At 60.0% G+C, this 26,860-nt stretch carries 21 protein-coding genes and 2 pseudogenes; 10 read left to right on the top strand and 13 right to left on the bottom strand.

The window, feature by feature from the left end:
• Positions 1–33 precede the first annotated feature (33 nt).
• Positions 34–432 carry a hypothetical protein gene (locus LUU92_RS13080; RefSeq protein WP_222539870.1) on the top strand — a complete coding sequence of 133 codons (399 nt, stop codon included), beginning with the start codon at positions 34–36 and terminating at the stop codon, positions 430–432.
• Here the strand turns inward: LUU92_RS13080 and LUU92_RS13075 are convergent.
• A complete protein-coding gene (locus LUU92_RS13075) occupies positions 429–698 on the bottom strand; it encodes a DUF1652 domain-containing protein (protein ID WP_071490607.1) in 270 nt (89 codons plus the stop codon). The genes LUU92_RS13080 and LUU92_RS13075 overlap by 4 nt on opposite strands.
• A gap of 234 nt (positions 699–932) precedes the next feature.
• On the bottom strand, positions 933–1,955 hold the full coding sequence (gene ilvA, locus LUU92_RS13070) for a threonine ammonia-lyase, biosynthetic (protein WP_257103757.1): 1,023 nt from the start codon (positions 1,953–1,955) through the stop codon (positions 933–935).
• Positions 1,956–2,228: 273 nt separating this feature from the next.
• Between ilvA and LUU92_RS13065 the strand changes: the two genes are divergently transcribed.
• Together LUU92_RS13065 and map are read left to right on the top strand one after the other, a co-directional pair.
• Positions 2,229–2,429 carry a ParD-like family protein gene (locus tag LUU92_RS13065; RefSeq protein ID WP_058425498.1) on the top strand — a complete coding sequence of 67 codons (201 nt, stop codon included), beginning with the start codon at positions 2,229–2,231 and terminating at the stop codon, positions 2,427–2,429.
• Positions 2,429–3,184 carry a type I methionyl aminopeptidase gene (gene map, locus LUU92_RS13060; protein WP_071490608.1) on the top strand — a complete coding sequence of 252 codons (756 nt, stop codon included), beginning with the start codon at positions 2,429–2,431 and terminating at the stop codon, positions 3,182–3,184. The genes LUU92_RS13065 and map overlap by 1 nt, the downstream gene beginning before the upstream one ends.
• A gap of 28 nt (positions 3,185–3,212) precedes the next feature.
• Here map and LUU92_RS13055 read toward each other — a convergent pair whose 3' ends face one another.
• Positions 3,213–4,151, bottom strand: coding sequence for a magnesium transporter CorA family protein (locus tag LUU92_RS13055; protein ID WP_071490609.1), 939 nt, complete (start codon positions 4,149–4,151; stop codon positions 3,213–3,215).
• 7 nt (positions 4,152–4,158) lie between these two features.
• The gene (locus tag LUU92_RS13050) at positions 4,159–5,745 is read right to left on the bottom strand and encodes a RimK family ATP-grasp domain-containing protein (RefSeq protein WP_257103756.1); all 1,587 of its coding nucleotides are present in this window, start codon (positions 5,743–5,745) and stop codon (positions 4,159–4,161) included.
• Between the two features lie 94 nt (positions 5,746–5,839).
• Between LUU92_RS13050 and LUU92_RS13045 the strand changes: the two are divergent.
• Positions 5,840–6,283, top strand: a pseudogene (locus LUU92_RS13045) (GNAT family N-acetyltransferase); the annotation flags it as partial.
• Positions 6,284–6,326: 43 nt separating this feature from the next.
• On the opposite strand, the gene sfnG reads toward LUU92_RS13045, so the two are convergent.
• Complete coding sequence (sfnG, locus tag LUU92_RS13040) at positions 6,327–7,412, bottom strand: dimethylsulfone monooxygenase SfnG (protein ID WP_257103755.1); 1,086 nt, start codon at positions 7,410–7,412, stop codon at positions 6,327–6,329.
• 253 nt (positions 7,413–7,665) lie between these two features.
• Between sfnG and LUU92_RS13035 the strand changes: the two genes are divergently transcribed.
• Positions 7,666–8,907 (top strand): acyl-CoA dehydrogenase family protein, encoded by a 1,242-nt coding sequence (locus LUU92_RS13035; RefSeq protein ID WP_071490613.1) that lies wholly within the window; start codon positions 7,666–7,668, stop codon positions 8,905–8,907.
• Positions 8,908–8,991: 84 nt separating this feature from the next.
• Here the strand turns inward: LUU92_RS13035 and LUU92_RS13030 are convergent, their stop codons facing one another.
• The 4 genes from LUU92_RS13030 to LUU92_RS13015 form a co-directional block, all read right to left on the bottom strand.
• A complete protein-coding gene (locus tag LUU92_RS13030) occupies positions 8,992–9,777 on the bottom strand; it encodes a sulfite exporter TauE/SafE family protein (RefSeq protein WP_071490614.1) in 786 nt (261 codons plus the stop codon).
• Positions 9,778–9,868: 91 nt separating this feature from the next.
• Positions 9,869–10,639 carry a class I SAM-dependent methyltransferase gene (locus LUU92_RS13025; protein ID WP_257103754.1) on the bottom strand — a complete coding sequence of 257 codons (771 nt, stop codon included), beginning with the start codon at positions 10,637–10,639 and terminating at the stop codon, positions 9,869–9,871.
• A gap of 58 nt (positions 10,640–10,697) precedes the next feature.
• Complete coding sequence (locus LUU92_RS13020) at positions 10,698–11,999, bottom strand: ATP-binding protein (protein WP_071490616.1); 1,302 nt, start codon at positions 11,997–11,999, stop codon at positions 10,698–10,700.
• Positions 12,000–12,002: 3 nt separating this feature from the next.
• A complete protein-coding gene (locus tag LUU92_RS13015) occupies positions 12,003–12,704 on the bottom strand; it encodes a response regulator (RefSeq protein WP_058424857.1) in 702 nt (233 codons plus the stop codon).
• 288 nt (positions 12,705–12,992) lie between these two features.
• Between LUU92_RS13015 and LUU92_RS13010 the strand changes: the two genes are divergently transcribed.
• The 5 genes from LUU92_RS13010 to LUU92_RS12990 all read left to right on the top strand — a co-directional run bounded on the left by LUU92_RS13010 (position 12,993) and on the right by LUU92_RS12990 (position 19,575).
• Positions 12,993–14,135, top strand: a complete 1,143-nt coding sequence (locus LUU92_RS13010) for an efflux RND transporter periplasmic adaptor subunit (protein ID WP_058424858.1) — start codon at positions 12,993–12,995, stop codon at positions 14,133–14,135.
• Positions 14,136–14,141: 6 nt separating this feature from the next.
• Positions 14,142–17,234: a multidrug efflux RND transporter permease subunit gene (locus LUU92_RS13005; RefSeq protein WP_257103753.1), complete on the top strand. Its 3,093-nt coding sequence runs from the start codon at positions 14,142–14,144 to the stop codon at positions 17,232–17,234.
• A 145-nt stretch (positions 17,235–17,379) separates the two neighbouring features.
• A complete protein-coding gene (locus LUU92_RS13000) occupies positions 17,380–18,021 on the top strand; it encodes a DUF1345 domain-containing protein (RefSeq protein ID WP_257103752.1) in 642 nt (213 codons plus the stop codon).
• 73 nt (positions 18,022–18,094) lie between these two features.
• Positions 18,095–18,934 (top strand): AraC family transcriptional regulator, encoded by an 840-nt coding sequence (locus LUU92_RS12995; protein ID WP_257103751.1) that lies wholly within the window; start codon positions 18,095–18,097, stop codon positions 18,932–18,934.
• Positions 18,935–18,987: 53 nt separating this feature from the next.
• A complete protein-coding gene (locus LUU92_RS12990) occupies positions 18,988–19,575 on the top strand; it encodes a LysE family translocator (protein WP_071490621.1) in 588 nt (195 codons plus the stop codon).
• An 88-nt stretch (positions 19,576–19,663) separates the two neighbouring features.
• Here the strand turns inward: LUU92_RS12990 and LUU92_RS12985 are convergent.
• From LUU92_RS12985 to LUU92_RS12970, 4 genes and pseudogenes are all read right to left on the bottom strand, one after another.
• Positions 19,664–19,934 (bottom strand): annotated as a pseudogene (locus LUU92_RS12985) (group II intron maturase-specific domain-containing protein); the annotation flags it as partial.
• A gap of 126 nt (positions 19,935–20,060) precedes the next feature.
• Positions 20,061–22,334 carry an autotransporter outer membrane beta-barrel domain-containing protein gene (locus LUU92_RS12980; protein ID WP_257103750.1) on the bottom strand — a complete coding sequence of 758 codons (2,274 nt, stop codon included), beginning with the start codon at positions 22,332–22,334 and terminating at the stop codon, positions 20,061–20,063.
• 203 nt (positions 22,335–22,537) lie between these two features.
• The gene (locus LUU92_RS12975; protein ID WP_257103749.1) at positions 22,538–24,562 is read right to left on the bottom strand and encodes a hypothetical protein; all 2,025 of its coding nucleotides are present in this window, start codon (positions 24,560–24,562) and stop codon (positions 22,538–22,540) included.
• A gap of 148 nt (positions 24,563–24,710) precedes the next feature.
• Positions 24,711–26,678 carry a hypothetical protein gene (locus tag LUU92_RS12970; RefSeq protein WP_257103748.1) on the bottom strand — a complete coding sequence of 656 codons (1,968 nt, stop codon included), beginning with the start codon at positions 26,676–26,678 and terminating at the stop codon, positions 24,711–24,713.
• Positions 26,679–26,860: the final 182 nt, after the last annotated feature.

Raw genomic sequence — 26,860 nt, 5'->3', positions numbered from 1 at the left:
TGCGGGCTTGTCATAAGGCTGAAAGGATTCGCCATGCGCTTGAACTTCCGTACCCTCGCCACCTTCACCGCCCTGCTGTGCTTCGCCCTCGCACTGGTCTGGGGCCTGCGTCCCGACCTGCTGCTGTGGTTGTGGAGCGTGGAGTATTCCAACGCCACCGGGATGGTGTCGCGCCGCAACGCCGCGCTCTTCCTGGGCATCGGCATCATGTTCTACCGCGCCCGTCACGCGCCTCCTTCAGACACGCGCCGCGCCCTGACCACCGGGTTTGTCGCCGGGTGCCTGGTGCTGGCGCTATTGGGGTTTGGCGAGTGGATCAAGGGCAATGCGGGGCCAGGCATCCTGCTGGCAGTGGCAACAGAAACCGTATTGGGCCTGGCGTTTATCCAGGCCCACAGGTCTTCGGTCCCTCATACTCAAGCGTCAAGCTAATAGAAGCTGCGCCCTCCCGCGCGTTGCAGGGCGGGTGCATGGGTGTGCTTGAGGTCTTCGCGCAACCCGGCAATCAGGTTGCAAATCGCTCGACTGCTGTCGAGTTTGTCCGCGTTGATACCTTTGACTTCCAAATCCACCCGGTCACGGTCACGGTCGTCATAGATCTTGATCGTCAGCGAGGCATCTTCGGCTTTGGTGCATTCGCACCGTTTAGGCAGGAAACTTCCTTCAATGATGCTGCGAAGCTCTAGTTCCGAAAGCATGGTCAACCTCTCCTTTTCTGAGACTGCCAACAGATTGTCATGAACCTGGCAGGCGCGTGCCCGCCACGTCTTGCCGACCCTGGCAGACGCTTGTAACTCCCAAGCCTACTCGGCAAAAACGGCCCTCGTTGTAACCTTTCCTCATAAGCACTGTGCGTTGTTATAGAGGTTGAACAGTGTCGACGGAATCGTCGTCGAACCGCTGCGATTAATCGTTTAACCCTGGGCTTCAAGTTAAACGGCGCCCTGTGCAGCCACCCTTTCAGCAACATGTCGCAAACTATCGAAGTTGATGTTCGCCCCGGAGTTGATCGCCACCAGGGTATGCCCGCGGAATTGATGACGGGCCACGTAGTGGCGGATGCCCGCTACCGCCAACGCACCGGAAGGCTCGGTGATGGACCGCGTGTCGTCGTAGATCAACTTGATGGCGCTGCACAGTTCGTCGTTGCTGACAGTGATGACTTCATCCACCCAGTCGCGGCAGATCTCGAAGCCATACGCACCGACCTGCGCCACTGCCGTGCCGTCGGCAAACCCGTCGACGCTGGGTAGTATCACCCGTTCACCGGCCCGCAGTGCCGCCAACAGGCAGCTGGAACCTTCGGGCTCGACGCCAATGATGCGCACCTCGGGCCGCAGGTATTTGACGTAGGCGGCGACGCCGGCGATCAGGCCACCACCGCCCACCGGCACGAAGATCGCGTCCAGTGGCCCTTGCTGCTGGCGCAGGATCTCCATGGCGACGGTGCCTTGGCCGGCGATCACGTCCGGGTCATCGAAGGGCGAAACAAAGGTGCACCCGGACCACTCGGCCAACTGCAGCGCGTGGGCCAGGGCAAACGGGAAGCTCGCGCCGTGCAGCACCGCTTCGGCGCCGCGTGAACGCACGCCCAGCACCTTGAGTTCCGGGGTGCTGGCCGGCATTACAATGCGTGCCTCGATCCCCAGTTCCCGTGCCGCCAGGGCCACACCCTGGGCGTGATTACCCGCCGACGCGGTCACCACGCCACGGGCTTTTTGCTCAGGCGTAAGCTGCACCAGCTTGTTGTAGGCGCCGCGAATCTTGAAGGAAAAGGTCGGTTGCAGGTCTTCGCGTTTGAGCAACACCTGGTTACCCAGCAGCGCCGACAGGGCCGGGGCCGCCTGCAACGGCGTGCGCACCGCCAGGTCGTATACCGGGGCGGCAAGAATCTTCTTCACGTAATGCTCAAGCAGTCCCGGGTCGGCGGTGTGAGGCGCGGTGCAGGTGCTCATGGGTGTCTCCTGGCTTTTTGTCAGAAACCCTGGAGACGGAAAAACAAAACCCGCCTCTAGGGCGGGTTTGGGTACAGCCGTGCGCTATCCCGCCAAATGAGGAATGGCGGTAATAATGCTTGGCTGGCTGCGAAAGGCTTGAAATGTCATGTAACCAAACTAACCGGCGGCCTGCGGGCAAGTCAATGGTCAAGCGCCATTTGGCGCCCAGGGGTTTACTGTCGATATACGAAACATATACGCTTTGTATATTTCCACCACACAGTGAACACCATGGGCATCGTCAAGATCACCGACCAATTGCACGAACAACTGCGCCTGGCCAGCGCCGCGATGGACCGCTCCATCAACGCCCAGGCCGAATTCTGGATCAAGATCGGGCTGCTCGCCGAACTCAATCCGCAGCTGCCCTACAACGAGCTGATCAACAAACTGCTGTTGGACAAGCCCGACCTGATCCGGGGGCGCAGTTGATGATCAAGACTGCCGCACAACTGGCGGTGATGCGTGAATCCGGACGCCTGCTGGCCCAGGTTTTCACCATGCTCGACGGTTTTGTCGCCGCCGGTCGCTCCACCCTGGAGCTGGACGCCGCCGTCGAAGCCTTCATCCGCAATGACCTCAAGGCCCGCCCGGCGAGCCTGGGCCAGTACGACTACCCCTTCTGCATCAACACCTCGATCAATGAGGTGGTGTGCCACGGCATGCCCAGCGCCAAGGACATCCTCAAGGACGGCGATATCATCAACATCGACATCACCCTGGAAAAAGGCGGCTTTATCGCCGACTCCAGCAAGATGTACATGATCGGCACCGTCGCGCCCAAGGCCCGGCGCCTGGTGGAACAGACTTTTGAAGCGATGTGGGCCGGCATCCGCCAGGTCAAGCCCGGCGCACGCCTGGGGGATATCGGCCACGCGATCCAGAGCCACGCGCAGGCCAACGGCTACAGCGTGGTGCGCGAGTATTGCGGCCACGGCATTGGCCGACAGATGCACGAAGAACCGCAGGTCCTGCACTTCGGCCGTCCCGGCACCGGGTTGGAACTGCGTGAAGGCATGGTGTTTACCGTGGAGCCGATGCTCAACCAGGGCAGCTCGAAAGTACGCAGCCTCAAGGATGGCTGGACGGTGGTCACCAAGGACAACAGCCTGTCGGCGCAGTGGGAACATACCGTGGCGGTGACGGCGGATGGGTTCGAGGTCTTGACCTTGCAACCCGGCGCCTGAACGACACAACCCCTGTAGGAGCCGGTGTTCATACCACATTGGCGCCGCCCGCTATCCGCTTCAGCCCCAACACCATCAACCCCGCCCCAAGCCCCATCGCCAGCAGGAATAACGGATACGACACCCACCACGGCGTCCCCGCCGTCATCATGCTGAACTCCGACATGCCGCCGATGCTCGCAATCAGGTTGAGCGGCAGGAACACCACGTTGATCAGCGTGAGCTTGCGCAACAGGTTGTTCATGCTGTTGTTCATCAGGTTGCCGCGCGCATCGATCAGGCCGGAAAACACGTTGGAATAGATCTCCGCCTGCTTGTAGCACTGGTGGTTCTCGATGATCAGGTCATCGATCAGCCCGATGATCTCGGCGCTGAAATGTTCCTTTTCCGCGTGGTTGCGCAACCGCGACAACACCGCCCCGTTGCTGTGCAGCGCGTTGATGTAATAGATCAGGCTCTCGCTGAGGTTGAACATCTGCATCAGGTGGTGGTTGCTCATGGACGCATTGAACTGCTGCTGCAACTCGCGGGCGACCAGCTTGATCACCTTCAGGTGGCCGAGGTAATGGTGGATGTTGTTGAGCAACAGATCGAGCAGCACATCCAGCGGCGTGTGCAGTGGACGGCGCTTGCCCAGGCCGCTGAGCGGGGTTTCGTCGGTGGCGATCACCAGCAGGCGGCTGGGAGAAAACAGCAGGCCGCAGGACGACACTTCGAACACCAGGTTGCCGCCGCCGGAGTAGTTCTCCGGCCGTTTCCAGATCAGGAACAGATTGTCGGGGTGAAATTCGATACGCGAGACTTCGTCCGGGTCCAGGGCCGAGGCCAGGGCGTGTTCGTCCAGCTTGTGGTGGTCGCGCAGCCACTCACGTTCGGCCAGGTCAGGGTTGTTGAACAACATGACCGGGGCTGCGTCACTCTCCCCGCCCTGCAGCTTGCCATCGGTCAGGTCGAAACGCTGGATCATCGCCGGGTCACCAGACCTGGCCCTGACGTTTCAACTCCAGGCGTCGCACGAACTCCTCCAGCACCAGGCCATACAAGTCGTCCTGCAAGTACGCATCCTCGATGCCCGCATCCAGGTTGGGGTTGTCGTTGACCTCGATCACCACCACCTTGTCACCGGACTGCTTGAGGTCGACGCCGTAGAGGCCATCGCCGATCAGGTTGGCGGTCTTCACCGCCAGCTCCACCACTGCCCTGGGCGCTTCATGGACCGCCAGGGTGCGGCATTCACCGTTGATGTCCTGGCCGATGGCCTTGTGGTTGTAGATCTGCCAATGGCCCTTGGACATGAAGTACTGGCAAGCAAAGATCGGCTTGCGGTTGAGCACGCCGATGCGCCAGTCGTACTCGGTGTAGAAGAACTCCTGGGCCAGCAACAGCACCGAATGCTCGAACAACTCGTCGGTCGCCTTGAGCAAAGCCTCCTGGCTTTCAACCTTGATCACGCCTCGGGAAAAGCATCCGTCAGGGATCTTCAGCACCAGCGGGAAGCCCAGGCGCTCGCCGACCCGTTCGAAGTCTTCCGGTCGTTCCTTGTACAGAATCTCGGTGGCGGGCATGCCCAGTTGGTGGCTGTTGAGCAAGTCGGTGAGGTAGACCTTGTTGGTACAGCGCAGGATCGACGCCGGATCGTCCATCACCACCAGGCCTTCGCTTTCGGCTTTCTTGGCAAAACGGTAGGTGTGGTTGTCGACACTGGTGGTTTCGCGGATCAGCAAGGCGTCGTACTCGGCCAGGCGCGAATAGTCCTTGCGCTCGATCAACTCCACATCGATGCCCAGGCCCTTGCCTACGCGGATGAAATTATCCAATGCCTTGGCGTTGGACGGCGGCAACTGTTCCTGAGGATCGTGCAGGATGGCCAGGTCATAACGGGCCAGGCGACGTGAGCGCGGCTGGCGCCAGATCTTGCGGCTGAAGTTATCCAGCGCATGGGCGAATTGATCTTCCTGGTCATCGCGCAACTTGTGCAATACACCGGACTTGATCCCTTCGATATGCCAGCCGTTATTCCTTTTTAAATCAACTAACAGGATGGGACACGGGAACGCTTCAAATAACTGACGGGCCAGGTCCTGCAACGGTTCTATATTGGTCCGGCCGAAGTAAAGTGTCAGGGTAAAGCCTTCGGTATTGCTGTAAAGATGATGACTCAAGGCTTTATCGAGGGTTTTATCCAGGTCGTCCAGGGCCAGCCCGTACAGCGACTTCTTCGTCAGTTCGCTGATGGTGCGCACCGACGGAATCACCTTGTGCCCGCGGGCTTCGGCCAGCAGCGAGCAGTAATAGCCGTGCCCCAGGTACTTGTAGCTGCGGCACAGGTTGATCACCTGCACACGCTTGCCAGTTTCGGTTTCCCGGGTCTGTTCCAGGTACTCCTGGGCGGTGACGATGTCTTCGCTGGGGAAGTAGGAGGCCCAATCTTCCTTGCGCTCGACAATGATCACGACTTGACGGGTTCCTTTGAGGGGGGCGAGAAAATAACCCTTGTCAGTTATTGTCGTCGCGACTGTTTGCTCCGATACTTCACGCCAATGACCTTGTACCGCCGACATAATAGTTGATCCGCTTTAGAGAACTCGACCTTTTCTATTAAGCACGATCATTTAGAGAAGTCCCGTTTCGTTACGCAACTTTTACGGCGGTCATATGGCTCTTTGCTTTCGCGTTGCAACCTCCAACGATGTGTCTGAACTGGTGGCACTGGAACAGCGCTGTTTCAGCAGCGACCGGCTGTCATCGCGCAGTTTCCAGTGGATGGTCAGCCGCGCCCACGGCCAGTTGCTGGTGGCGGAAAATGACCGGCAGTTACTCGGCTATGCGCTGGTGTTGTTTCGTCGGGGCGCCTGCTCGGCGCGCCTGTATTCGATTGCCATTGCCGAGCATGCACGCGGCATTGGCTTGGGCAAGCAGTTGCTGAACGGCGTGGAAGCTATCGCCGTGGCACAGGGCTACACCTGCATACGTCTGGAAGTACGCACCGACAACCCCGGCGCCCTCAACCTCTATGAGCGCAACGGTTATCGGCGCTTTGCCCTGATCAACGACTACTACGAAGACCACACTCCCGCCCTGCGCCTGGAAAAACACCTGTAGCAAGCCCGCTCACTACTTGCACGGATCAAGCTCGCACGGCTCAAGCCACCTGTTTGATTGCCGCCTTGGCTTCAAGCTCACGCACCAACGGCAACACGCGCTTGCCGAAGTATTCGACTTCTTCCTGGAAGTGCAGGAACCCGGCGAGTACCAGGTCCACCCCCACCGCCTTGAGCGCAACGATGCGCTCGGCGATCTGCTGCGGCGTGCCGATCAGGTTGGTCTTGAAGCCATCGTTGTACTGCACCAGGTCCTCGAAGCTGGATTTGGCCCAGTTGCCCTCTCCCTCCGGCGACGCCTTGCCGGCCTGTTTCGCCGCATCGCCGAAGGCATTCACCGCTTCCGGGTCGGCCTTGTCGATGATCTCCGCCAGCACGGCGCGCGCTTCTTCCTCGGTGTCGCGGGCGATCACAAAGGCGTTGACGCCGACTTTGACCGAGTGGTTATTGGCTGCCGCCTTGGCGCGGATGTCATCGACCTGGGCCTTGATGCCTTCCGGGGTGTTGCCGTTGGTGAAGTACCAGTCCGACACCCGCGCCGCCATGTCCCGCGCCGCCCGCGAGCTGCCGCCCTGGAATACTTCGGGCTGGCCCAGCGGCTTGGGCTTGAGGGTGTAGTTGTTGAAGCGGTAGAAGTCGCCATTGAAGGTGAAGTCATCCTGGGTCCAGATGCCCTTGAGGGCGCGGATGAACTCTTCGGAGCGGCGATAACGCTCGTCGTGCTCCAGCCAATGTTCGCCAATGGCCTGGAACTCACCCTTGAACCAACCGCTGACGATATTCACCGCGATACGGCCATCGGTGAGCTGGTCGATGGTTGCCAATTGTTTGGCCGCCAGTGCCGGCTGCCACGGGCCGGGCAGGATCGCGGCGATCACCTTGAGCTTGGTGGTCGCAGCCAGCAACGCATGACTGAATGCCACGGACTCATGCTGGTTTTCGGCGCCGTAGCCGGCGGTGAAGCGGATCTGGGTGAGGCCGTACTCGAAGCCGGCAGCCTCGGCCAGTTGCGCCAGCTTGCGGTTGTAGTCGATGCCCCAGTGGGTGCGTTGCTCGATTTTGCTGACCACCAGCCCACCGCTGACGTTGGGCACCCAGTAGGCAAATTTCACGGCGTGTTGAGTCATCGGACGGTACCTCGCACAAAAGGGATGTACCAGGGCTTGAGCAGCAAGCGTGCCAGGCCGGCGAAACGCCCAGGCCAGGCGGCTTGGGTCAACGACCCTATGGCGTCGCCAGTGTTTTGGATTGCGCTGGTTTGTCGATCCGCTGTTGCCAGGGCAACAGTGACCCGCTGTTTTTCCCCGGAAATACGCGCCCCGGCACCCGGCACGGACTGTGCAATCGCCTCTGCATCGATCACTGCCCAGGAGCCTCGCCATGACCGAACATCACGTCATCAACCCGCTGTCCACCGGCGTCGACTACCCCACGCTGGCGGCACGCTTCCGCCCGATCTTCCAGCGCATCGCCGAAGGCGCCGTAGCGCGCGAACACAGCCGCACCCTGCCCCATGAGCCGATCCAATGGCTCAAGGAGGCGGGGTTTGGCGCGGTGCGCGTACCGGTGGAATATGGCGGTGGCGGCGCGTCACTGCCGCAGTTGTTCGAATTGCTGATCGAACTGGCCGAAGCCGACTCCAACGTGCCCCAGGCCCTGCGCGGGCACTTCGCCTTTGCCGAAGACCGCCTGAATGCACCGCCCGGCGCCGGACGCGATGTGTGGTTCAAGCGATTTGTGGACGGCGATATCGTCGGCTGTGCCTGGACCGAGATCGGCAGCGTGGCCATTGGCGACGTGGTCACCCAGGTCAGCCCCGACGGTGACCACTGGAAGCTCAACGGAGAAAAGTTCTATAGCACCGGCAGCATCTTCGCCGACTGGATCGATGTGTACGCCCAACGCAGCGACACCGGTGGCGACGTGATCGCCGCGACCCGCGCCCGTCAGCCTGGCGTGGAGCACAGTGACGACTGGGATGGCTTTGGCCAGCGCACCACTGGCAGCGGCACGTCACGCTTTACCGATGCGGTGGTGGACGCGGACAACGTGATCGACTTTGCCACGCGCTTCAAATACCAGACCGCGTTCTACCAACTGGTGCTGCTGGCCACCTTGGCGGGTATCGGCCGTGCGGCACTGCGCGATGTGGCGCATCAGGTGCGCAGCCGCAAGCGCATCTACAGCCATGGCAATGCGGCGCATGTCAGCCAGGATGCGCAGATTCAGCAGGTGGTGGGTGAAGTGGCGGCGCTGGTGTATGCCGCCGAAGCGAGCGCGCTGAAGGCGACACTGCCCGCGCAACGGGCGTATGTGGCGCGATTCGGGGGCGATGATGCGGTAGAGCGCGAAGCCAATGTGGCGGCCGAGATTGAGTCGGCTACCGCACAGGTGGTGGTGTCGTCGTTGATTCAGCGAGCGACCAGCGAGTTGTTTAATGCGCTGGGGGCTTCGGATGTGCGCCAGGGTAAGGCGCTGGATCGGCATTGGCGGAATGCGCGGACGGTGTCGTCGCATAATCCGCTGATTTACAAGGCGCGGATTGTGGGGGATTGGGTGGTCAATGGGGCTGAGCCGCCGTTTGTCTGGCAGATTGGGAATGGGCCTGGCGTAGTGGGTTGAGGTTTTTGACTGTGTGTATATCCGTTATTTAGGTGATGGCGGAACTCTAAATGGCCGTTACCTGAACAACGGATATGCCCCCAATCAGAAAGCCAGTTTATAGCCAATAGCCATGAGCATAACCGCCAAACACGGCCGCAGCACCCCATCCGGCAACTTCCCCGTCATATGACTACCGATATAGATCCCCGGCAACGACCCCATCAACAAAAACCCCAACAGATGCCAATCCATATTGCCCATGCTGGCATGCCCCAACCCGGCTACCAGGGTCAACGGCACGGCATGTGCAATCTCAGTCCCCACCAGCCGCCGCGTGGCCAGGAACGGATACAGAATAAACAACGCCACCGTCCCCAGCGCACCCGCGCCAATGGAGGTCAGCGCCACCATGGTGCCGAGGATCGCCCCTGTCACCACCGTCAGCGCATTCAGGTTGCGCGGGCTCATGTGATAGCTATCGCCCGCATGCCGCTGGGCAAACGCCAACAGGCTTTTCTTGAACAGAATCGCCAACGCCGTCAGCAGCAGCACCACACCGAGCGCCTGCTTGATCACCGCATTCATGGCGCTGGGGTCAGTATGCAGGCTGGCCAGAAACCACAACGTCAGCAACACCGCCGGCACGCTGCCCAGGGTCAGCCAGCCGGTGATGGTCCAGTCGATGTTCCTGTTCTTGCTGTGCACCAGCACGCCACCGGACTTGGTGATAGCCGCGTACAACAGGTCGGTACCCACGGCAGTGGCCGGGTTGATGCCGAACCACAACAGGATCGGCGTCATCAACGAACCGCCGCCCACACCGGTCATGCCCACGATAAAACCCACGATCAGGCCGGCAACCACGAAACCAATATTACCCACATCCATTACAGCTACCTGCGGCCTTATAAATTTCTGGCCGCAGGATAGCGATTTTTCTTATAACGACTTATACCAATATGATCTGACTTTATGCCTTTTAGGCCAGTCGATGACAGACATAAGCCTGGGTCTGATACGGAAAGGCCACGGTGTCCCGCCCCTTCAACGCCGGATGGGTGTCGATCAGCGCCTGCAATTGCGCGGTAACGCGGGCCTTGGGCTCATCGTCCAGCGCGGCAATAAAGCTCACCGAGAGAAAGCGATCCATGATCACCTCTTGAGGACTGCCGACATGGCTATAGGGGAAACAGGTGACTTCGGGCTGGGAAAAATACTTGCCGCTGAACGCGTCACGCCAGCGACCGGTATGAAAGCGCGGCGTATCGCCCTCGTACGGGGTGATGATGTCGGTGATCGCGGCGACCCAATCCACCGATTCGTCTCGCACATTCCACACCAGGCCAAGGCGACCATCGGGCTTGAGCACGCGATGGATTTCCGCCAGGGCCGCCTCGGTGGAAAACCAGTGGAAGGCCTGGGCGCACACCACTGCATCGGCGCTGGCGGCTGGCAACGGGATGGATTCAGCGGTGCCATTGAGCAGGCGCACATCCGGCATCAGTCGGGTCAACTGCGCGCCCATCGCCGCCACCGGCTCGACCGCGATCAGGGTCGGTGCCAGGGCGCTGAGCAAGCGGGTGAACTTGCCAGTGCCGGCGCCCAGGTCAATCACGCTGGACTGCGCGCTGATGCGCAATGTGTCGGCCAGCCAGCCGGTGAGTTGCCTCGGATAATCCGGCCGCCCCTGGGCATAGGTGACGGCCTGGGTAGAGAAACCTTGTTGAGCAGACGTGTGCACACCAGTCATTGCCAATCTCTCCTCGGGTAAAGCGGGGGCATAGTGTGCGCCTTCCCTGGCCAATTTTCTAATCGACAGTGGGCAACCACACTCGGAACCGCGCCCCGCCCAATGGCGACGCCAACGCCGTCAAGGTGCCGCCCTGGGCTTCCAGGGCGCGCCGGCTGATGGCCAGGCCCAGGCCGAAACCGCCGGTGGCGCGATCACGGCTGCGGTCCAGGCGGTAGAACGGTTCGAAGATGCGTTCACGCTGGTCAAGCGGGATGCCGATGCCATCATCGTCCACCCAGATTTCACACCCCTTGGCGCAGACCTTCACGCCGACCTGAATGCGCTTGTCGCAGTAACGTGTGGCGTTGCGCAGCAGGTTTTGCAAAGCGCGGGCAGTGAGGCGCGGGTCGAGGCTGAAGCGCTCCACGGCACAGTCGAGCGCGACATCGATGACGATCTCGGGATTTTCCAGTTCGTCGTCGACGCTGCCCAGCACGCTGTCGATAAACTCATCGAGCACCACCTCGACCCGCTCTGGCAGTTGCGCCGGGTTTTGCAGGCGGCTGTAGGACAGTAGCTCCAACACCAGCTCATCCAGCTCGCGGATATGTGCTACCAGGCCGTGCAGGCGTTCGCGGCTGGCCTCGGGCAAATCTTCGGACAACGCCAGGGCCAGGCCGAAATCCAGGCGCGTGAGCGGTGTGCGCAGTTCATGGGAAACGGCGTTGAGCAGATCGCGCTGTTGGTTGAGCAGGTGCTCGATGTCGTCGGCCATGGCGTCGAACACCGACGCCAGGCTGCCGATGCTGGAACTGGCCGGAAGACCGGTGCGTTCGGCCAGGTTACCCTGGCCCAGTTGCCCGGCGGTGCTTTTCAGGCGTTCCAGGTCGCGCCAGTGCGGACGCAGCCATATGAGCAGGCAGGCCAGCAGCGCGGCGACGATCAGCACGTTGATCGCCCAATACAGCACGTTCATGTCCATGGGGTCGGGCGGAATGGTCAGCTTGACCACGAACTGCTCATTGATCGGCGAGCTGATCTGCTCCATCCAGCCCCATTCGCCCAGGCGCACCACCGACTTGCCCTGCTCCAGCAGCTGTTCTTCCGCCGGGGTGTAGCTGGCGTCCTGGCGCAACAGCAATTGCACTTTCAGCGGCGCAAAATCGCGGCCCAGTTGCTCGGTCACCTGTGACCAACGCTCTACCGGCGCCCGCTGATATTGCTTGACGATCAGCTTTTGCTGGCCGCGGGTCTGCTCGATGTTGTAGTTCATGTAGCGGTGTTCGAACAGCTGGATCACCAACGAAGGGATCAAATAGATCGCCAGGCTGTAGGTGACGATGGTGATCAGGTAGAGGCGCAGCAATACACGAAACATGGCTCAGCATTCCCACTCGGAACGGCTGAACAGGTAGCCCTTGCCCCACACCGTCTTGATCTTGCGCGCCTCGCCGGCGTTGTCGTCGAACTTGCGACGAAGCTTGGAGATGGCCACGTCCACCGAGCGGTCGGTGCCGTTGAACTCGATGCCGCGCAGGCGTTGCAGGATCTGGTCGCGGCTGAGCACTTCACCGGCATGCCGCGCCAGCACCACCAGCAGGTTGTATTCGCCGCTGGACAACTCCACCGCCTGATCGCGCCAGGTCACGGTGCGCTCCGACAGGTCGATGCACAGGTTGCCCATGATGATCTGGTCGTTGGCCACCTGGGGCTCGGACAGGCTGCTGCGACGCAGCAAGGTGCGCACACGGGCGAGCAGTACACGTGGCTCGCAGGGCTTGGTCACGTAGTCGTCGGCGCCCATTTCCAGGCCCAGCACCTGGTCGTGGCTGTCATCGCGGGCGGTGAGCATCAGGATCGGCAGGCCCGCCGAGTCGGCACGCAGCAGGCGGCACACCTGCAGGCCGTCGAGGCCGGGCAGCATCAGGTCGAGGATCACCAGGTCCGGCGGGTTCAGGCGTGCGCGCTCACGGACATGGTCGCCACGGCTGAGCACATTGACGTGGTAGCCATTGCGTTCCAGGTAGCTGGCAATCAGCTCGGAGAGTGCTGCGTCGTCTTCCACCAGGAGGATGTTGGGCATAAAGGTGTTTCCAGAAAATACAGTTGTTGGTCGTACACAAATCCCATGTGGGAGGGGGCTTGCCCTCGATAGCGGTGGCTCAGTGAAGCGTATTTCGACTGATACACCGCTATCGGGGGCAAGCCCCCTCCCACATGGCATCTCCATGTTTGCAGGATTGTGCAAGGATATACGCCCCCGGCGCCCCGCGCGCCGCACCTTACATTTCTTCACACACGAGCTACACAGCTTCACAGCACCACGGCGCAGGTGACTTTAGGATGCGCCAGTCAATATTGGGATAAGAGCATGTCGAAGAATCTGTTTGCGCCATTTTGCCTGCTGGCCCTCACCCTGGCCCTGAGCGCGTGTGGCGACTCCGCCGCCGAAGCGCCGCAAATGCCCCTGGCCAAAGTGCGCATCGAAACCCTGGAAGCCAAGCCCCTGTCGATCAGCAGCGAACTGAGCGGGCGCATTGCCGCGCCGCGCATCGCCGAAGTGCGCGCAAGGGTTGCTGGCGTGGTGATGCAACGGGTGTTCAAGGAAGGCCATGACGTGAAACAGGGTGACGTGCTGTTTCGCATCGACCCCGCGCCCTTCAAGGCCGACCTCGACAGCGCCCAGGCCAACCTGAGCAAGGCCGAGGCGGATGCGTTCAAGGCGCGCCTGCAGGAGCAGCGCTACAGCCAATTGGTGGAAGGCAACGCCATCAGCGGCCAGGACTACGACAACGCCCGCGCCGCCGTACGCCAGACCAACGCCGAAGTGGCCGCCAACAAGGCAGCCGTGGAACGCGCCCGCTTGAACCTGGGTTACGCCACTGTGACCGCACCGATTTCCGGGCGCATCGGCCGGGCGCTGGTGACGGAAGGCGCGCTGGTCGGGCAGAACGAGGCCACGCCGCTGGCGATCATCCAGCAACTGGACCCGATCCATGCCGACCTGACCCAGTCCAACCGCGAGCTGAACGACCTGCGCCGCGCCTTCCGTGCCGGCAGCCTGAAGCAAGTCGGCCAGGACCAGGCCAAGGCCACCCTGATCGAGGACGACGGCAGCCTGTACCCACTGCCGGGCAAGTTGCTGTTCGCCGAGATCAGCGTCGACCCGGGCACCGGGCAGATCATCCTGCGCAGCGAGTTCCCCAACCCAGACCTCGACCTGCTGCCCGGCAGCTTTGTACGGGTGCGCCTGGAGCAAGCCGTCGACAAGCAAGGCATCAGCGTGCCGCAACGCGCCATCACCCGTGACAGCGCCGGTATCCCGATGGTCTTGCTGCTGGACGCCGAGCAGACCGTGAGCCAGCAGCCGGTGGAGTTGGGCGCGGTGGTCAACGATCGCTGGATCGTCAGCAGCGGCCTCAAAGCCGGTGACCGCATCATCGTCGAAGGCCTGCAGCACGCGCGCCCCGGTGAAAAAGTTGAAGTGGACGACAGCCCGCTCGTAAAGGAATAACCCGCCATGCCGCAGTTCTTTATTGACCGCCCGATCTTCGCCTGGGTGGTCGCCCTGTTTATCCTGCTGGCCGGCTTGCTGGCCATCCCGCAGTTGCCGGTGGCGCAGTACCCCAACGTCGCGCCGCCGAAAGTAGAGATCTACGCGGTGTACCCCGGTGCGTCGGCGCAGACCCTGGATGAAAGCGTGGTGAGCCTGATCGAGCAGGAGCTCAACGGCGCCGATCACCTGTTGTATTTCGAATCCCAGAGCAGCCTGGGTTCGGCCACCATCACCGCCACCTTCCAACCGGGCACCAACCCGGAAATGGCCCAGGTCGATGTGCAGAACCGCCTCAAAGCGGTCGAGCCGCGCCTGCCGCAAGCCGTTACCCAGCAAGGCTTGCAGGTGGAGAAAGTCTCTGCCGGCTTCCTGCTGCTGGTGACCCTCACGTCCAACGACGGCAAGCTCGATGACGTGGCGCTCAGCGACTACCTGGCGCGTAACGTGATGAACGAGCTCAAGCGTCTGGACGGTGTGGGCAAGGCCCAGCTGTACGGCGCCGAGCGTGCCATGCGGATCTGGATCGACCCGCAGAAGCTGATCGGTTTCAACCTCACGCCGGCCGATGTGAACGCGGCGATCAGCGCGCAGAACGCCCAGGTCTCGGCGGGCAGCATCGGTGACTTGCCGGGTACCAATACCCAGGAAATCACCGCGGCGATCCTGGTCAAGGGCCAGTTGTCGACGCCGGCCGAGTTCGCCGACATCGTGCTCAAAGCCAACCCGGACGGTTCCACCGTGCGCATCGGCGATGTGGCGCGGGTGGAAGTCGGCAGCCAGGAATACCAGTTCTCCACGCGCCTGAACGGCAAGCCGTCCACCGCCGTCAGCGTGCAGTTGTCGCCTGGCGCCAACGCGTTGAGCACCGCCACCCTGGTGCGAGCCAAGATGGACGAGCTGTCGCGCTATTTCCCGGCCAACGTGGAGTACAAGATCCCGTATGACACCTCGCCCTTCGTCAAGGTCTCGATCACCAAGGTGGTCTACACCCTGCTTGAGGCAATGGCGCTGGTGTTCGCGGTGATGTTCCTGTTCCTGCAGAACGTGCGCTACACGCTGATCCCGACGCTGGTGGTGCCGATTGCGCTGATGGGCACTTTTGCCACCATGTTGCTGCTGGGCTTTTCGATCAACGTGCTGACCATGTTCGGCATGGTGCTGGCTATCGGCATCCTGGTGGACGACGCGATTGTGGTGGTGGAAAACGTCGAGCGGATCATGGCCACCGAGGGCCTGTCGCCCAAGGAAGCGACGAAAAAGGCCATGGGCCAGATCACCGGCGCCATCATCGGCATCACCCTGGTGCTGGTGGCGGTGTTCCTGCCGATGGCGTTCATGGCCGGCTCTGTGGGGGTGATCTACCAGCAATTCTCGCTGTCGATGGCCACCTCGATCCTGTTCTCGGCGTTTCTCGCCCTGACCTTGACCCCGGCCCTGTGCGCCACCTTGCTCAAGCCGATCCCCAAGGGCGAGCACCATGCCAAGGGCGGTTTCTTCGGCTGGTTCAACCAGCGTTTTGAAAGCCTCACCGACCGCTATGAAGGCTGGGTAGCCTATGCCCTCAAGCGCAGCGGCCGCTACCTGCTGATCTACCTGGTGTTGCTGGTGGGCCTGGGCTGGATGTTCAGCCGCCTGCCCTCCTCGTTCTTGCCGGTGGAAGACCAGGGCTACACCATCACCGATATCCAGTTGCCGCCGGGTGCGAGCAAGAACCGCACGGTGCAGGTGGCCGAGCAGATCGAAGCGCACAACGCCGAAGAGCCTGGGGTGGGTGATACCACCATGATCATGGGCTTCAGCTTCTCCGGTTCGGGGCAGAACGCAGCGCTGGCGTTTACCACGCTCAAGGATTGGTCGCAGCGCAGCAGCGATGACTCCGCATCGTCGATTGCCGACCGCGCCAACATGGCCTTCAGCGAACTGAAAGATGCAGTCGCCTACGCCATCCTGCCGCCTCCAGTGGACGGCCTGGGCACGTCCAGCGGCTTCGAGTTCCGCCTGCAAGACCGGGGTGGCGTCGGCCATGCCGCACTGATGGCGGCGCGTACTGAATTGCTGGCCGCCGCCGAGAAAAGCCCGATCCTGGCCAACGTGCGCGAAAGCGCCCTGGCCGAAGCACCGCAAGTGCAGCTGGAAGTGGACCGCAAGCAGGCCAACGCCCTGGGCGTGTCGTTTGCCGACGTCGGCAATGTACTGTCCTCGGCCGTCGGTTCGGCCTATATCAACGACTTCCCCAACCAGGGCCGCATGCAGCGGGTGGTGGTGCAGGCCGAAGGCGACCAACGCAGCCAGGTGGCGGACTTGATGAAGATCAACGTGCGCAACAACGCCGGCAAGATGGTGCCCCTGTCCGCCTTTGTCGAAGCCAGATGGACCCAGGGCCCGACCCAGCTGACCCGCTATAACGGCTACCCGGCCATCGCGATTTCCGGCGAAGCCGCTCCAGGGCACAGTACCGGTGAGGCCATGGACGAGATCCAACGCCTGGTCAGCCAATTGCCCGCCGGCCTGGGCCAGGAATGGACCGGGTTGTCGTTGCAGGAGCGCTTGTCCGGCTCCCAGGCGCCGTTGCTGTTGGGCTTGTCGTTGCTGATCGTGTTCCTGTGCCTGGCGGCGCTGTATGAAAGCTGGTCGATCCCGACCTCGGTGCTGCTGGTGGTGCCGCTGGGTGTGCTGGGCGCGGTACTGGCCGTGGCCTTGCGGGGCATGCCCAACGATGTGTTCTTCAAGGTCGGCCTGATCACCATCATCGGCCTGTCGGCGAAGAACGCGATCCTGATCATCGAATTCGCCAAGGACCTCTACGACCAGGGTGAAGACCTGATGAGCGCCACCCTGAAGGCTGCGCGCTTGCGCTTGCGCCCGATCATCATGACCTCGCTGGCGTTCATCCTCGGCGTGGTGCCGTTGGCGATTGCCACCGGCGCCAGTTCCGCCAGCCAGCAAGCGATTGGTACCGGCGTGATCGGCGGGATGATCACCGCGACACTGGCGGTGGTGTTTGTGCCGGTGTTCTTTGTAGTGGTCATGAAGCTAGTGAAGAAATCTCCACGTTAAACCGAGTTAAACCCTGTGGGAGGGGGCTTGCCCCCGATGCGGTATGTCAGCTGAACCATTTTTCACTGATACACCGCCATCGGGGCAAGCCCCCTCCCACATGATGAGGTACAGTCAGTTGACCCACTGTCAGCTGTGAGCCGCCATGCCCTTCCTCGCCCGCACCCACCCTCGCCTCTCCGCCGCCGCCGTGCTCGGCCTTGCCATGGGCATCCTGGTGCCGGCCGACACCCTCGTCAGCAAAATCCTGATTGGCTGGAACGCCGGGGTCTGGACCTACCTGGTGCTGATGCTGTGGCTGACCCGTCGCGCCAAGGCCGAAGACGTGAAGCGCATCGCCGAGGTCGAAGATGAAAACGCCGGCCTGGTCCTGTTCACCGTGTGCATCGCCGCCATCGCCAGCCTGGCGACCATCACCTTCGAACTGGTCGGCAGCAAGGACCTGGCCACCACCGAACGGCTGCTGCACTACGGGTTTACCGGGCTGACGGTGATCGGTTCATGGTTGCTGATCGGGGTGATCTTCAGCGTGCATTACGCGCGCCTGTATTACACCTGGGACGGCAAGGAACCGGCGCTGCGCTTTGCCGAAGGGCTGACGACCCCCAATTACTGGGATTTCCTGTACTTCTCGTTCACCATCGGCGTGGCGGTGCAGACCTCCGATGTGGGCGTCGCCACGCGAAGTATGCGCAAAGTGGTGCTGGGGCAGTCATTGATCGGGTTTCTGTTCAACACGGCGATCCTGGGGTTCTCGATCAATATCGCCGCTGGCTTATTCGGTTGAGGCTGCACAAACCTTCTAGACGCTTATGCCCAGCTGGGCGCTAATTACCTCACCTATTCCGCCTCGGTGTTTTATGGCCGCGCACAATTGGATCGACCTGTCCCAGGACGCCGACACCGGCATCGAGACCCTGCGCGCGCATTTCGAAGGCCATGCGTACGACCCGCATTGGCACGACAGCTACCTGATCGGCGTGACCGAGCAAGGCGTGCAGCAATTCAACTGCCGCCGTACCCGCCACAACAGCGTGCCCGGCCAGGTGTTTCTGGTGGAGCCCGGCGAACTTCATGACGGCGACGCACCCACCGCAGACGGCTTTACCTACCACATGCTCTACCTCGACCCACAGTGGTTGGCGCGGGAGGTGAGCGCGGTGTTTGAAGAGGCACCACTCGATAGCCAACTGAGTTTCGCCAGCACGTTGACCAACGACCCGCGCCTGGCAATGGCGACCAGCCAGGCCTTCCAGACCCTGCACGGCGGCGAACTGCGCATCGTGCGCCAGCGCGCCATGGACCATCTGTTGGAGCGCCTCACCGGCCAACTCTACTGGCGCACCCGCTACCGCGAAGACCCGCGATTGCCACTGGTTGCGCACAAGGCGCGGGAATACCTGCACGCTCATCTGCACGTGGATGTGGGCATGGACGAACTGGCCCTGGCCTGCGGCGTCGACCGTTTCCGCCTGACCCGTGCGTTCAAGAGCGCCTTTGGTTTGCCACCCCACGCGTATCTGGTGCAACTGCGTCTGGCCCACGCCCGGCACTTGCTGGCCAAGGGCGAGCAACCCGCCGATGTCGCGATTGCCCTGGGCTTTGCCGACCAGAGCCACTTGGGCCGCTGGTTCGTGCGCGCCTACGGCTTGACGCCCGCCGCGTACCGCAAGCGCTGCTCAAACCTTCCAGACAGGTGATACGCCGGCCAGCGAAGATCGACGCCATCGATTGGTTTTCGGAGTCATCTGCCATGTTGTCGTTTATGTTGTTTGCCTTTGTTGCCTCGATTACCCCAGGCCCAACTAATATCCTAGTGCTGAGCAACAGCGCGCGTTACGGCTTCAAGGCCGCGTTGCCCGTTATTCTGGGGGCTTGCGCCGGTGCAGCGGGGATCGTACTGCTGGTGGGTTCCAGCGTTGGCCGGTCGCTGGTTCATTTGCCCAAGCTACAAAGCACGATGCACTGGGCTGGCATTGCCTGGCTAAGTTACCTCGCCTGGCAGATTTTCAGCGCACCCGCTGAGGGAATCGATGTGCGATCAACGCAAAAGCGACTCGGTTTACGCGGCGCCGCCAGCCTGCAATTGATCAACCCCAAGACCTGGACGATGGCCTTGGCGGTGGTCAGTGTATTCGCGGGAAGCGGTGCAGAACGCCAGGGCCGGGTGCTCACCCTGTCGCTGGTCTTTTTCCTCATTTCCCTGCCGTGCCTCACGGCCTGGGCCCTGTTGGGCGCGGCTTCGAGCCGACTCCTGCGCTCGCCGCAGGCCATGCGACGTTTCAACCGATGCATGGCCCTGCTCCTGCTGGGTTCTACCTGGCTGAGCGTGTGGATCTAAATCGGCATAGGGGGCGGCTTCCATAGGCCGCGCCCCTGCCACACCACCCGGCATGCGGGTCCGCACCGGGCGGTTCGAGAGATTGAGGTCACGACAGACGCGGAAGCCCCAAGCGATCAAACCACGCAAGATTCAGCACCCAATTGAGCGCCCATCGACTGTTATCCCACCAGCGACGGGTGTTGCATGCCACTTTCTGGGCCACCTCTCGCGCCAAGGGCCACCAACTCACGAAACACCGTCGTCCCTCGCTTCCATTGCTTGAGCTGGATCGCTCTAAGTCGATGCCGTATCCATTTGTCCATTTCACGCCAGACACCTGGTGTTTGCGACAACTTGAAGTAGGCTTTCCAACCCAGCCCTATAACGCTCTCTCTCGCGCTGTGGTCAGCTTACGGCGGGACTTTCACCCACAAGATTGCGCCTATGCTGGGCGCACAAAAAAGGGGAAGCCGAAGCTTCCCCTGTTCAAGTGAGCGGGCGCCTTAAAAATCGTAACGCATGCCGACGTTGACACCCCACGGCTGATCGATCTTCTTGCCCTTGCTGGTTTCGAAGTCGGCATGCAGCTTGACGTTCTCCGACACCGACATCGCAATGCCAGCAGCCAACTCGATGCGTGAGCCAGACAGGTCATTGTTGAAGCTCTGATCGTTGATGAATACCTTGTTGCTCTGGTCAAACTCATGGGCCAGCGCAGTACGCAGGTACGGCTGCAACACACCGCCGCTCTCCAGCTGGATGTTCTTGCCTACCGTCACACCGGCTTTACCCACCACCGAGCTGGAACGATCACCCTTGGCGTGCAGGCCGTTGGACAATTCATAGCTCTGCGCCTGGGTAATGGTCGCTGCCAACTGGCCGTAGGGCTCGACGAAATAGTCGTTATCCAACTTGATGTGGCGACCCACTTCTACCGAGGCGCCCACAGCGTTCTGCGCGTAGTTTCCCTTGGCTTTCTTGCCGTCGCTCATGGTGACGTCAACGTTGTTATGCAGGCGGTTCAACTTGGCCACGCCGTCGAAGTACAGGCCGCTTTCGGCGTCCATCCAGGTGGCATAGCCGCCCACGTAGTAGCTCTTGACCTCACCCTTGCTGCCACGGTTCAGGCTCAGGTCCGAGGTGCTGTGACCGGCCATCACACCAGCCAGCCATTGGCCATCACCACTGGACAACGGCGCATCGGCACCAATGGTGAAACCCTTCTGGGCTTGCGTGTAACCCGCACCGTTCTTGTTGGCGGCTACTTCATGCTTGTTACCGTAGCTGCGCATCCACAGGCCATTGTTCCTGCCCTCGCTGAAGCGCAACTCACCCATGCGGGTACGCAGGATGGACGACTCACCATACAACACGGTGGGTGCGCTGTTGAACAACGCCAGTACCGAATGGGCGCCGGTGCTGGTGCCGCGCCGGGTGGGGTCGAGCAGCCAGTCTGTGCCGTCCTTCTGCAAGCCATAGGCGAAGGCGCCGATGTCCACGGTGTCACCCACCAGAGAGAAGTGTGCGTCGCCGCCCTCTGTGTGCACAACCCTGATCGGCTGGCCGCTGGCCAGTTCAGAACCGGTGGCCGCCAGCAACAGGCTGTGGTTGCCTTCCGCCTTGCCTTCAACATTGAGGACGTCGGTCTCGTGGGTGGAGAAGTCGGTGTGCATGACGAAGGTGCCTTCGCCTTCCAGGCTTTTCACGTCCAGTTGGTAGAACTCATCTGCACCACCGAAATGCACGGCACCGCCGCCCATTTTCAAGGCCTCGACATTGCTGTCGCCCACCAGTACCCAGTTGGATGCTTCGTTAACGCTCAGCTCGGCCACGTTCTTCAACTGGCCGGTCAGCCAGGAGCCGTTATTGAGTTGCAGCTTGGCGGTACTGCCCTCTTCCACGACAACGTCACCGACCAGGAAGCTGCGGTCGACGTTCATATTGGCGGTGGAGCCACCAATCACCTCAAGGATGTTTCCGTTGCCACCTGTCAGCGTGGAGCCGTTACGCACCTGAATATTCGCATCGGTGCTGCCATAGGCATCCCCCTCCACCAACAGTGCAGCGCCGTTGCGTCCTTCAACGCTGGTACGGTCCAAGACCAGGGTGCTGTTGTTCAACGTGTCACTTTCGTAACTGAGGCGTACCCCGTTCTCACCGCCACTGATGCGACTGTCGGTTGCATTGGCCGTGGCGCCCCATAACAGGATACCAACGCTATCGTCGGCCGTACCATTGACCTCCGAGCCAGTAAAGTTCAGCTCACTGAACGCCGTGGCAAACGCGCCACGGGTCGAGCCGTTGATAACACTGTTGAACACGTTAAACGTAGAACCCTGCTCGGTGTGAAAGTCACGTACCGCTGAAATGCCCATACCGTTGTGATTGGTGATCGTGCTGCCTTGTATATCTGCAGTGCTACCCTGAAGACTGATGGCGGACACAGCCGAGCTTCTGGCAACGACAGTTGCTCCGTTTAACGAAATTTTCGATCCATTGAAAGCCTGAATGTCCTGAGCGCGGGTGCCGGCGTTCAAGGTCAACTTGCCCGCATTCACGCGGGACTGGTTCATCGTTGCGCCATTGGAGGTCAAGTGGGCGTTCTCACCGATAACCCAATCGTCCTGCATGTGCCCCTGTTCAATGGTGCGTTCCATGCCTGGGTGCAGCTCGGAGCGAGCCTCCACCAGCGAAGCAGACAACATGAAGAAACTGACCACAGGCGCTTGAAGCGCCAGCGCCAGTGGATGTTTTTTAAAAAGTGCGTTGATACTCATTGCATACATACCCGTAAATAGAATTCCCAAAGGAACGAATTGACCGGCACCCAGCGAGATGGGACCAAGCCTCGACGGGCTGCAGATTAGGGATAGAGGGGGAATGGGTATGTAGGATTTATCTGCGTGTGATACTTGAATAAAGAAAGCCAGCAGTAAGACAAAAAAAGAGGAGCTTGTCGCTCCCCTTTATCACTTACCTGTCATGCTCCAGGCCACGGCGTACCGTCGCAGTAAACCGGCCCTGCTGAAACGCCACGCACTAAATACAAGGCTTCGGGTGAGTCCGTCGGTCCGGTGCCGATGATCGGCACGTTATATTTGATCACTACCGAGCCCATACTGTGGTTCGCCTTGTTGATGGGTTTGATGTACGTATCATACGGGCCGATGGGTACTGTGAAGCCCAGTTGCTCCTCTTGGGGTGTAAGCGGTCCATAAGGAAATGTATCCGTAGCAGATGCAATAGGCATGGTCCCGTCATCATCACTGCAGGCCGTCCAATACACCGTGATGATCATGCCGCGCTTCATCAGTTCGGGATCCGGTGGAACTGCCACGCGCGCAAACCTTTGCGGTGCAAGCAACGCCCCGCAACGAATCTCACCCGGCAGCGGCGGTGTTCCCGGCACCTCTGGCAGTGCTCCCAGCACTGTCGGTTTCTGAAGGGCAATGATATTGGCATTGACGTTGATGCTCTGAGGCCCAGAAGTCGCGCGATTGTTTGTACCGGCCACCTCGATTTGATAGTGCAGCGGAATCGTCGCATTGGAATGGCGTTGAATATAGGGCCACGGAACCCTCATGGAAATTTCATCGCCCGGCATTGCCGTTGCAGCCACCACGGACCGGCTATCGACCAGCTCGTGCATATAGTACAGATGAATGGTGAAATCGCGAGCCGACGGCAACGGCGGATCACTCCACAACTCCACCACGACATCAGCATCCAGCCCGTTGTCGGTGTCATCAAGTTCATTGGTCTTGCCCGACCCCTTTCCGGTCAGCACTGGCAACAGAAGATTGGTGTTGATGGGATCGGGTTTCTCTGGATAGTCCGGCCCCCCCTCGAACAAATCCAAATTGATGACTGTGGCAGTCGGGACTTTATGCGGTACGCCGTGGCGGCGTACCGTGTACTCAACCGTCAGACTGATAGGGCCAATACTGGTCCCATACAGTGCCGCAAGAACCGAATAACCCACATGAAAATCGAAAGGCAACGGTGCTCCACCCAAGGGGAGTGGCCCAACGTCCCGGGTGCCGTGCGTGGTGGTCAAGTGCACGATAAACTCGTCTGCCGTTCGATCAGCAGCATAAGTTGGAATGATCACCAACATGCCGAAAGATTTCGCCGTATCTGGACGATCGATCAGGCGGTCCCCTACCCCCGTCACCGACACAGCGTCCCTGACCCCGCAAGCCGTCAGCACGGGAGCTGGAGTAAGCGCTACTGAGATGGGTAACTCGAATGACGCATCGCTCACGTTACCTGCGACATCAACGAGCCGGTATTCAAGCTTTCTGGGACCCTCCGCTGCTTCGGCCAAGGCTCGGCTATAACGCACCACCCTATCTGGAAACACCGGGCCCTGAGCGATGATTACATTAGAACCCGCGTAGGACAGTCGCCAGAAGTCACTTGAATCAGCCCCTTCCGCCGCGTAATCGGGAATCCCAAAGGGGACGCCCCCTCCAGCATCATGAGACGCCAGAAAAGTCTCGGTAAGGCTACCTGGCCAACCTGCAGGCAGCGTCAAAGCACGGGGTACGTAAGGAACGCTATCGTAGGGAGCGGTACGGTCGACCACCAAAGGCAATTGGCGGGAGCCGGAAGGATTACCTCCCGGACCGCCCGACGTTATCTTATAGCTGACGTGGTGGAGCCCTTCTGTCAGCAGTCTCCTCGAAATTCGTGTGGAATAGAACATGGGGAGTGGAGTGGAAAAAAAAACCGGTTCGCTGACGACCAAACCTGATTCAAAGTTACCGATATCGTCAAAGTGAAGGTCTAGAACATCCGCTCTTGCTGGGTTCATAGGGGTTGGAACCCAGGTAGACAGCGGGATATCAATCTGTAGAAACGGAGCATCTGAAGCGTCACGCGATATCAGTCCCGGATAGTTGGCCTCGTCGACCAAACCATCAATTAGCGGATCATCCAAGGCTATCGGCACGGGTGTAACACTCAGCGTTGGTTTTTTAAGGTTCCTGTTGATATTTTTCATTTCTAACCGCCTATGATCTGATTTAATTTCTTACAGTCGTCTATTGCATGAGCACCACAGATCTTCCACGCAAACACTGCCTCTTGCGCCGGTTGAAAAAGCGAAACTTCCTCTCAGCACATAAGCCTCAACTTACCGCTACTAAAAATCAGCTACCGTCGCAAAACCCCGTATCACCAGGGAAACAAACCTTCCCGCTCCCCGCAGACACTCGATCAATCCTGACCAGGCGATCAGTAGACTTCCCAATGGGAACGCCGCCACGCAACAAGCGATAACGTGCGTACGCAGAAGCATAGTTTTGCATCGGCTCGATTTTTTCCCAGGGCCAAACCCTTATCTTCACGCCGTTGGCTACATCAGCAGGGCTGTCTAATGGAACTTGCTCCACAAAATCAGTCCCCGGAATGGAAGGAGGAGCCCCAGCATTGTCGGTGTAACCTTCCCAACTAAACTCAATGACATCATGCAACTGGAAAGAAGCATCATGAGGTACTTGCCATATCACACCTTCACAAATGGGTGGCCGGGAATTGCATGTCAAATACTGGGCGCCCCCATGTAACGTATGTTGGATTGTCGGTGGCCTAAGTACTATCAAAGGATCAATATGAACATTCACCAACGTTGTCGGTGAGTCTTGTTCATTCACACCGTTGGTGGTCACATAGAAAACGGGGAGTTGAGGATGATTGCCACCTGCCGTTATCACACTGCCAGGTATATCAGGCAAGAACCGGACGGGCTGGTCGAACACATCTCCCGTCTGAACAACGTAGTGAGCAACCGCCCCCACTGTTCCCCAATGAAGTGTCAACCGTTCTCCAGCAACTGGCACCATATACAGCCGTACCCAAACTTGCGCGCCCAGCGTCTCATCCCGAATATCAAGTTCATTATGTAATCCCGACCCCAGTCCAAAAACATCCACCCTCGACAACGACGTGTTGAGTCTCGCGGGCGCGTTAGCGTGGTCCTGACCGGCAATTGTCAAATCCACCCAAAAAAAATCCGAGGGCGATGGAACCGGGGGGATACCTGCGCGATGGATTTCATAATGCGCCTGTATTTGCTCCCGAACCAAAGTCCCGGGAGGCCGCAAAATGCTCCAAGGTATATCGACCCAACTTGGGAACCCCGTGATAGGTCGCGGTGGGAGAACCGGACGGCCGTCCAAAAAGAACAAGACGTTGTCCCCCGGCGCAAAGTCGTCATATTGGGTAGGGATACCCGCTGCGACGATCGCCCGTGCATCTTCGCGATCGATCAGTAGATCATCATAGGCCGGAGGTCGGATCTGGGGACGCGGTAGATTGCTGGGGATGGCAAGCAGGTTGACCTGGAACGTCAGCGGGGCGCTTAATCCGGAAAAGTTACCAGCGCGATCATACAAACGATATTGCAGGTGGTTTGTACCGTTTCTGAGTGTGCGAAACACGCCTGAAGAAACTCTCAAGATCAAGGGTGCATCAATGAAATCGAAGGTTTCACGCCCCTTCAGGATCGCCGGCACCGGGGGTACATTATGATCCAGGTAGTATCCGATCTCATCGCGCCCGGCCCTGTCGATGTAGTCGGGTACCAGAAATTCAATGGTCGGGTTCGCAGCAAGTACATCCTCAGTGATGCCCGTCAAGGCAATATCCGGGTCAACGAATTGAGCTGTTTCGTCCGGATCAATAAATCGAGGAGGGTTGTTATCAACAGTGAGCTTGGAAGGCTGTGATGGAACGCTAAAGCCAGTTTCGTCCACAATTGTGAAGTAAACATGAGCGACCGCATCAATTTCCCGCATGTAATCGGCAGGTACATACAGAGAATAGGGAAAGTCCGCCGGGTTCAGTGGGCCGGTGAACGGATGCTCGTCGGCCAATACATCGATCCCTTGAATCCGCCACCACAGTTTAAGCGTCTCGACTCGACCCTGCGATGGACCCGGAATCCATTGAGGAATGCGACACTCCAAGGGTGCTAGCGAGACGGAAAGACGAATCAGGCCATCAGGATCAGTTGGATCTACCCCAACAATTTCTTCAAAGTCTCCATGCATATTAACCCCCGCAGCAGCATGCAGCAGGACGGTCTGATGTGACACGAACGGGCTGGAAGCGGGCATTTTCGGGCTCCTATCTTTGGTGACGTGAAAGGAGTAAACACCCGTCGCCAATACCGCGAAACTGTCAGAATTAACAGGTAGCCCGACCATTCGTCACTTTAAGAAAAGCCCCGCGCCCCAGACATTACTCCATTCCCGCTTGACGACCTTTCGCGATTAGTGTCTCCTGAAACCGGTTTCAA

This window comes from Pseudomonas extremorientalis, from assembly GCF_024584605.1.
In the GTDB taxonomy this organism is placed as follows: Bacteria; Pseudomonadota; Gammaproteobacteria; order Pseudomonadales; family Pseudomonadaceae; genus Aquipseudomonas; species Aquipseudomonas extremorientalis.
The sequence above is the reverse complement of the archived record's forward strand: the minus strand, read 5'-3'. Positions and strand labels throughout refer to the sequence as shown.